Origin of the sequence: Candidatus Frankia alpina, from assembly GCF_902806485.1 — a bacterium.
In the GTDB taxonomy this organism is placed as follows: Bacteria; Actinomycetota; Actinomycetes; order Frankiales; family Frankiaceae; genus Frankia; species Frankia alpina.
In genome coordinates this window covers 1-5,602 of sequence record NZ_CADCWT010000274.1, presented here as the reverse complement: position 1 = coordinate 5,602, position 5,602 = coordinate 1, and the positions used below count along the sequence as shown (strand labels likewise).

The following is a 5,602-nucleotide window of genomic DNA, read 5'->3' as shown; positions in this document are numbered from 1 at the left end:
ATTTACGATCCCGGCGATCTGATTCGAATCAGCCATGGCGAGTTTCGGAAAAACTCCCATGTCGCGCAGGTCTCCGGGACCAGCCCGCTCGACGGCGAGTGGGGTGAGAATGTCCTCCAGGTAGCTGCGTGCCTCGAAGAGGTCGAGCGGGTCGGAGCTCATCGACGAGAACCACAGGTCCAGGGCCCCGAGCCTGATCTGCGGAGGCTGGTTCGCCACGGAGACACCGCCGCCGGGGCCCGGTTTGACGATGACCAGTCCGCGGTCGCGCAGAATGCGCAGGGTCTCGTTCATGACTGTCGGGCTGACCCGATACTGCTCCATGAGGTCCGTACGTCGACCGATCGGGGTGCCGACCGGGGTGCGCTCCGCCAGCAGCCGATTCTCGATGGCGAGGGCGACCTGCTGGGCGCGGGACAGCGGAGTGCTGCCTCGTGTCGACATCAGGCCCCCTGGCTCTCGTCGGTTGATCCTGTAGTCACTTTAGGCCCCTGCATGACCCGCTGGCCAATGGCCTGCCCGCATCGCCGAGGGGCGAGGGGGCTGCCTCGCATCGAGCGCCGCACGCCGCTGTCACCAGGTCGTCCCGCGTCAGCGCCGGACGTCGACCCGCTCGCCGCACCAGCGGCCAGATCTAAAAATCAGTGATCGTGTATGCATGTCTGCACCACCCGGGGCGACCCGTGCTCAGTTCGCCGAACTCGACACCAGGTCGAGGGCGATATCGATGATCATATCCTCCTGGCCGCCGACGAGCCCGCACCGGCCGACCTCGACGAGGATGTCCCGGGTATCGAGTCCGTGATCGCGCGCGGCCTTCTCCGCGTGTCGCAGGAAGCTCGAATACACACCGGCATACCCGAGCGTGAGGGTTTCACGGTCGACCCGAACCGGGCGGTCCTGCAACGGACGGACGATGTCGTCGGCCGCGTCCTGGAGGGCGAACAGATCGCAGCCGTGCTTCCAGCCGTAGATGTCGGCGACCGCGATGAACGCCTCGATCGGGCAGTTGCCCGCCCCGGCGCCGTGGCCTGCAAGGGAGGCATCGACCCGGGTGACGCCCTCCTCCACCGCGATGACCGAGTTGGCCACCGACAGGGACAGGTTCTCGTGCGCGTGGATGCCGATCTGGGTGGTCGGATCAAGCACGTCACGGTAGGCGCGGACCCGGTCCCGTACGTCGCGCATGGTCAGCCGGCCACCGGAGTCGGTGACGTACACGCAGTCCGCGCCGGCCCTCTCCATCAGCTTCGCCTGTGCCGCGAGCTCGGCCGGCGGCGCCATGTGCGACATCATGAGGAAGCCGGAGACGTCCATGCCGAGTTCGCGCGCCGTGCCGATGTGCTGGATCGCGATGTCGGCCTCGGTCGCGTGGGTCGCTACCCGCACGGAGCGGACACCCAGCTCGTACGCCTTCTTCAGGTCGGCGACCGTGCCGATTCCGGGGAGCAGGAGGGTGGTGAGGACGGCGTTCTCGACGACGTCCGCCGCCGCCGCCGCGATCCACTCCCAGTCCGTGTTGCTGCCGGGACCGTAGGTCAGACTCGCGCCGGCGAGACCGTCCCCGTGGGCGACCTCGATCGCGTCGACGCCGGCCCGGTCGACCGCGGCGGCGATCGCGCGAACCTCGTCAGGGGCGAGCCGATGCCGGATGGCATGCATTCCGTCCCGCAACGTGACGTCCTGGATGTAGAGCGTGGGGTGCTCGGCGATGGTCACGGGGCCACCTCTGTGAGGTCGGAGCGGGTCGTACGAGCCGTGCGGGCCGCGAGCAGCTCGCCGGTGCGCAGAGCGGCCGATGTCATGATGTCGAGGTTGCCGGCATACGACGGCAGGTAGTGGGCGGCGCCCTCGACCTCGAGGAAGACGGAGACCCGCCAGCGAGGCCGCGGCGCATCGCCGATGAGGGTGTTCAGCGGTTCGTCCTCGGCGATCGCGGTGATCTGCACCTCCTGCTTGAGCCGGTAACCCGGCACGTATCGGGAGACCTCGCCGTGCATTGCCGTCACGCTCGCGCGGATGTCCTCCGGATCACCCCAGGACGCCAGGCAGTGGACCGTGTCACGCATGATCATCGGGGGGTTGGCCGGGTTGAGGACGATGATCGCCTTGCCGCGCGCCGCGCCACCCACCACCTCGATCGCCAGCGCGGTGGTCTCGGTGAACTCGTCGATGTTGGCTCGGGTGCCCGGTCCCGCGGACTTCGACGCGATCGAGGCGATGATCTCGGCGTAGAGAACGGGGGTCACCCGCGAGACCGCGGCGACGATGGGAATCGTCGCCTGCCCACCGCAGGTCACCATGTTCACGTTCCGTGCATCCTGGTGGTCGGCGAGGTTGACGGCCGGTACCACGAACGGTCCGACGGCGGCCGGCGTGAGGTCCACGAGGATCTTGTCGTACGGCTCGAGCAGCTGAACGTTGGCCACATGGGCGCGGGCGGAGGTCGCGTCGAAGACTATGCCGATCTCGTCGAGGACGGGGAGCTCGAGGAGGCCACGGACACCGTCGGCGGTCGTGGTGATCTCGAGTCGCCGTGCCCGGGCGAGCCCGTCCGAGTCGGGGTCGATGCCGACCATCGCGCCCATCTCCAGCGTCGTCGACAGTCTGATGATCTTCATCATCAGGTCGGAGCCGATGTTGCCGGAGCCGATGATGGCGACCTTCGTCTTCATGATGTGAGGTCCCTTCGGCCCGCGGCCACCCGCGGACGCTGTTGCGCGGCCTGCCGATCCACGCTGGAGAAGACTGCGCTGACCGTGCCCAGGTGGCCTACCGTCGCGGTGTAGACGGCGCCCGCCACGACGGGCACCATCGGGCCGAGAGCGCCCGAGAGCGCTGTCTCGCCGGCCCGCAGCGGTGACCCCAGGTCGCGGCAGGTCCGGGCGAGCCACCGGACGGCCTCGAGGGGATCACCCAGGCAGGCTGCGCCCGAGCCGCGGCTGAGCGTGGCTCCCGTGTCGTCGACGAGCGTCATCTCCAGCGGGCGCAGATCGAGCTCGCCCAGCTTCGTGGGGGTGTCGCCGAGGAGGAACAGCCCGCTGGACGCGTTGTCGGCGACCGTGTCGGCGAAGGTGATGTCCCAGCCGGCGATCCGGCTGTCGACGATCTCCAGAGCCGGTACGACATGATCGATCGCGGCCCGCAGCGCCTGCGCGCCGAGGTCGTCGTGGTCGAGGTCCGCGCCGAGGACGAAGGCGAGCTCCGCCTCGATCTTCGGCTGGAGCAGCGTGCCGATGTCGATCACGGTGCCCGCGGGGACGACCATGTCGTCGAAGAGCACGCCGAAGTCGGGCTGGTCGACGCCGAGCTGCTGCTGCACCGCGACGGAGGTGAGTCCGATCTTGCGGCCGACGACGCGCCGGCCGTTGCGCAGGGCCTCCCGGGTCAGGAGTGTCTGCACGGCATAAGCGGTCTGCGCGCTGGCGTCGGGAAGGATGTCGCGGACGGGTGGGCAGGGAGTCCTGCTGCGTGCCGCGGTGAGGAGGCGCTCGGCCGCACGTTCGATGGGGGCGGACGGGGCACCAGGCATGGTTGTTCCTTCCTCTTACAGGAGGATGGCCACGTCGGAGACCGTCCGTAACGTCGTCATCGCCAGGACCACCCGCTTGGAGCTGATGCGGAGCTGACCGTCGGTGACACGCAGCCGGTAGAAGTAACGGCCGACGTAGGGGGACGAACGCTCCCCGCGGAATCGCCACACCGAGAACTCGGCGACCACCGGGAGTTCGTCACCCATGACCGGCCGTAGACGCACGTTGAAGACCTGGTGGCTGGTCGCGGAATGCGGGAACTCCCGGTGTGCCCGGCGGCTGTTGAGCCGCCCTATCCGCGATCGCAGGCGCAGCGCGTCGTCGTCGACGAGAACCAGGTCGCGCGTCGGGTCGCCGTCCGGGTCGTCGTTGCAGGGGGATGACGTAGTGGGCGTCGTCGGTGAACAGCGTGACCCAGGTGTCGAGGTCCCAGGCGTCGAGAAGCTCCGCCTCGGCGTAGAGGAAGTCCTCGATCTGAGCGCGGGTCACCGCTCGAAGGTCCGCGACCGCTGGACCGATCCGGCGGGACGTCGCGGTGGCGGTCATGGCGGTGGCGGACATGGCGGTGGCGGTCATCCGATCGCTCCTATGATCTGCTCGTTCCAGCGGCGCCAGAAGGCGCGCATCTGCTCCTCGTCGTTGGCCAGCGGATGGCGGGACATCCCGCGGGAGATTTCGTTCCACTCCACGCCGCCGCTGCGGAAGCCCTCCTGGCACGATTCCAACGCCTCGATGTCGTCGGGCGTGGCGAACCCGCCCGGTCCGAGGAAGGTGAGGAAGCTGTCGAGTCGGCGCTGACGCAACTGGGGAAGTTCGTCGCGCGGCGCCATCTCCCAGGCCGTGACCTCCATGCGGTCGGGTGAGACCGGTATGAAGGTTCGGACGGTGACGGCCATGATGTCGTTCACCACCAGGTTCGGATAGATCAGAAGGTTGCGGTTGGTGTCCGCCATCCGCTGCGCCCGCTCCTCGCCGTACCGCCCGACGAGGTCCGCACGGAGCCGCTCGATCTCCGATCGGGCGTGCTCGCCGAACAGCGGCTCCCACTTCGCCACCGGTCTGCCCCAGGGGGCCGCGTACTCCAGCACCGCGTGGCCGTTGCCGAGGGACTTCGCCGTACCGTTGATGCCGCTGGCGAGGTCGGTCCCGAGCGCCACCAGGTACTTCAAATAGGTGTCGTGGGTCGAGGCCGCATGGTAGCCGTCGATGCTGTTCTCGGCCAGCAGCTTCCAGTTCGCATTGATGGCGTACTGGTTGGTGCCGTTGATGATCTGCGGGTCCTCCATGGAGTCGACCACGAGGTCGAGATACTCCCGGGCGCCGGCCAGGTACTCCTCGAGGTCCACGATATGCGGGTCGAAGCTCGCGAAGACGAATCCGCGATAGCTCTGGACCCGGGCCACCGAACGCAGCCCGAGCGTGGTGAAGTCGAGGGCCTCGCCGTAGGCCTCGCGGTCCGGAACGCCGATCAGCTTGCCGTCGGTGTTGAACGACCAGGCGTGATAGAAGCACTGCAGGACCTTGGCGTTGCCCGCATCCCGGCGGCAGACCATCGCCCCCCGGTGGGTGCAGCTGTTGTGGAAGACGTTCACCTGGCCGGTCTTCTTGCTTCTGATCATGAAGACCTGTCGATTGCCCACCGGCCGACGGACAAAGTCGCCCGGCTCGCGGATCTCGGACTCGTGGCCGACATACAGCCAGCTGCGACCGAAGACCCGTTCGATCTCCAGCGCGTGGATCTCTGGCGAGGTCATCGTCGAGCGGTGTACCCGGAACTGATGCCGTTCGTGGTCCTCCGTGACAAGAGGTCCGTTGGGCGCCAGCTGTCGGATGGGGTCGTTCGTCACGGTCATGAGTTCGCTCCCAGCGCATCGGGGACGAGGCGGTTACCTAACAGAGACAGGGTGTTGTCCCGGCTGACGGCGGCGCGGAGCTATTCGTCGCGCGCCAGGCGGGGACTCGCGCGCCGCGAAGGGATAGTCGGTGCCGAGCAGTACGTGATCGGCACCGAAACGTTCCATCGCCAGTTCGAGGCTGGCCGCGTCATAGGTCACTGAGCCATTCCCGGC

7 protein-coding genes and 1 pseudogene are annotated in these 5,602 nt (G+C 68.0%); all 8 read right to left on the bottom strand.

Features of this window, described 5'->3' with window-relative positions:
- Positions 1-444: FadR/GntR family transcriptional regulator (locus G6R25_RS20665; protein WP_163554258.1), on the bottom strand; the 444-nt coding region annotated here is incomplete at its 3' end.
- A 243-nt stretch (positions 445-687) separates the two neighbouring features.
- A complete protein-coding gene (dmpG, locus tag G6R25_RS20660) occupies positions 688-1,713 on the bottom strand; it encodes a 4-hydroxy-2-oxovalerate aldolase (RefSeq protein WP_163554259.1) in 1,026 nt (341 codons plus the stop codon).
- A gap of 2 nt (positions 1,714-1,715) precedes the next feature.
- Entirely contained in the window at positions 1,716-2,675 is a 960-nt protein-coding gene (locus G6R25_RS20655; RefSeq protein ID WP_163554257.1) for an acetaldehyde dehydrogenase (acetylating), read from the bottom strand.
- Positions 2,672-3,532, bottom strand: coding sequence for a 2-keto-4-pentenoate hydratase (locus G6R25_RS20650; RefSeq protein ID WP_163554256.1), 861 nt, complete (start codon positions 3,530-3,532; stop codon positions 2,672-2,674). Before G6R25_RS20650 ends, G6R25_RS20655 begins: the two co-directional genes overlap by 4 nt.
- 15 nt (positions 3,533-3,547) lie before the next feature.
- Positions 3,548-3,841, bottom strand: coding sequence for an aromatic-ring-hydroxylating dioxygenase subunit beta (locus tag G6R25_RS31980; protein ID WP_268903868.1), 294 nt, complete (start codon positions 3,839-3,841; stop codon positions 3,548-3,550).
- On the bottom strand, positions 3,732-4,109 hold the full coding sequence (locus G6R25_RS31975) for an aromatic-ring-hydroxylating dioxygenase subunit beta (RefSeq protein ID WP_205447297.1): 378 nt from the start codon (positions 4,107-4,109) through the stop codon (positions 3,732-3,734). Before G6R25_RS31975 ends, G6R25_RS31980 begins: the two co-directional genes overlap by 110 nt.
- The gene (locus G6R25_RS20640) at positions 4,106-5,386 is read right to left on the bottom strand and encodes an aromatic ring-hydroxylating oxygenase subunit alpha (protein ID WP_136449172.1); all 1,281 of its coding nucleotides are present in this window, start codon (positions 5,384-5,386) and stop codon (positions 4,106-4,108) included. Before G6R25_RS20640 ends, G6R25_RS31975 begins: the two co-directional genes overlap by 4 nt.
- A 33-nt stretch (positions 5,387-5,419) precedes the next feature.
- Positions 5,420-5,602, bottom strand: a pseudogene (locus G6R25_RS20635) (amidohydrolase family protein); the annotation flags it as partial.

What these genes read in the sequence shown, in the direction of transcription:
- G6R25_RS20655 (WP_163554257.1), bottom strand. Translation starts at nt 2,675, where the DNA reads ATGAAGACGAAGGTCGCCATCATCGGCTCCGGCAACATCGGCTCCGAC.
- G6R25_RS20650 (WP_163554256.1), bottom strand. Translation starts at nt 3,532, where the DNA reads ATGCCTGGTGCCCCGTCCGCCCCCATCGAACGTGCGGCCGAGCGCCTC.
- G6R25_RS31975 (WP_205447297.1), bottom strand. Translation starts at nt 4,109, where the DNA reads ATGACCGCCACCGCCATGTCCGCCACCGCCATGACCGCCACCGCGACG.
- G6R25_RS20640 (WP_136449172.1), bottom strand. Translation starts at nt 5,386, where the DNA reads ATGACCGTGACGAACGACCCCATCCGACAGCTGGCGCCCAACGGACCT.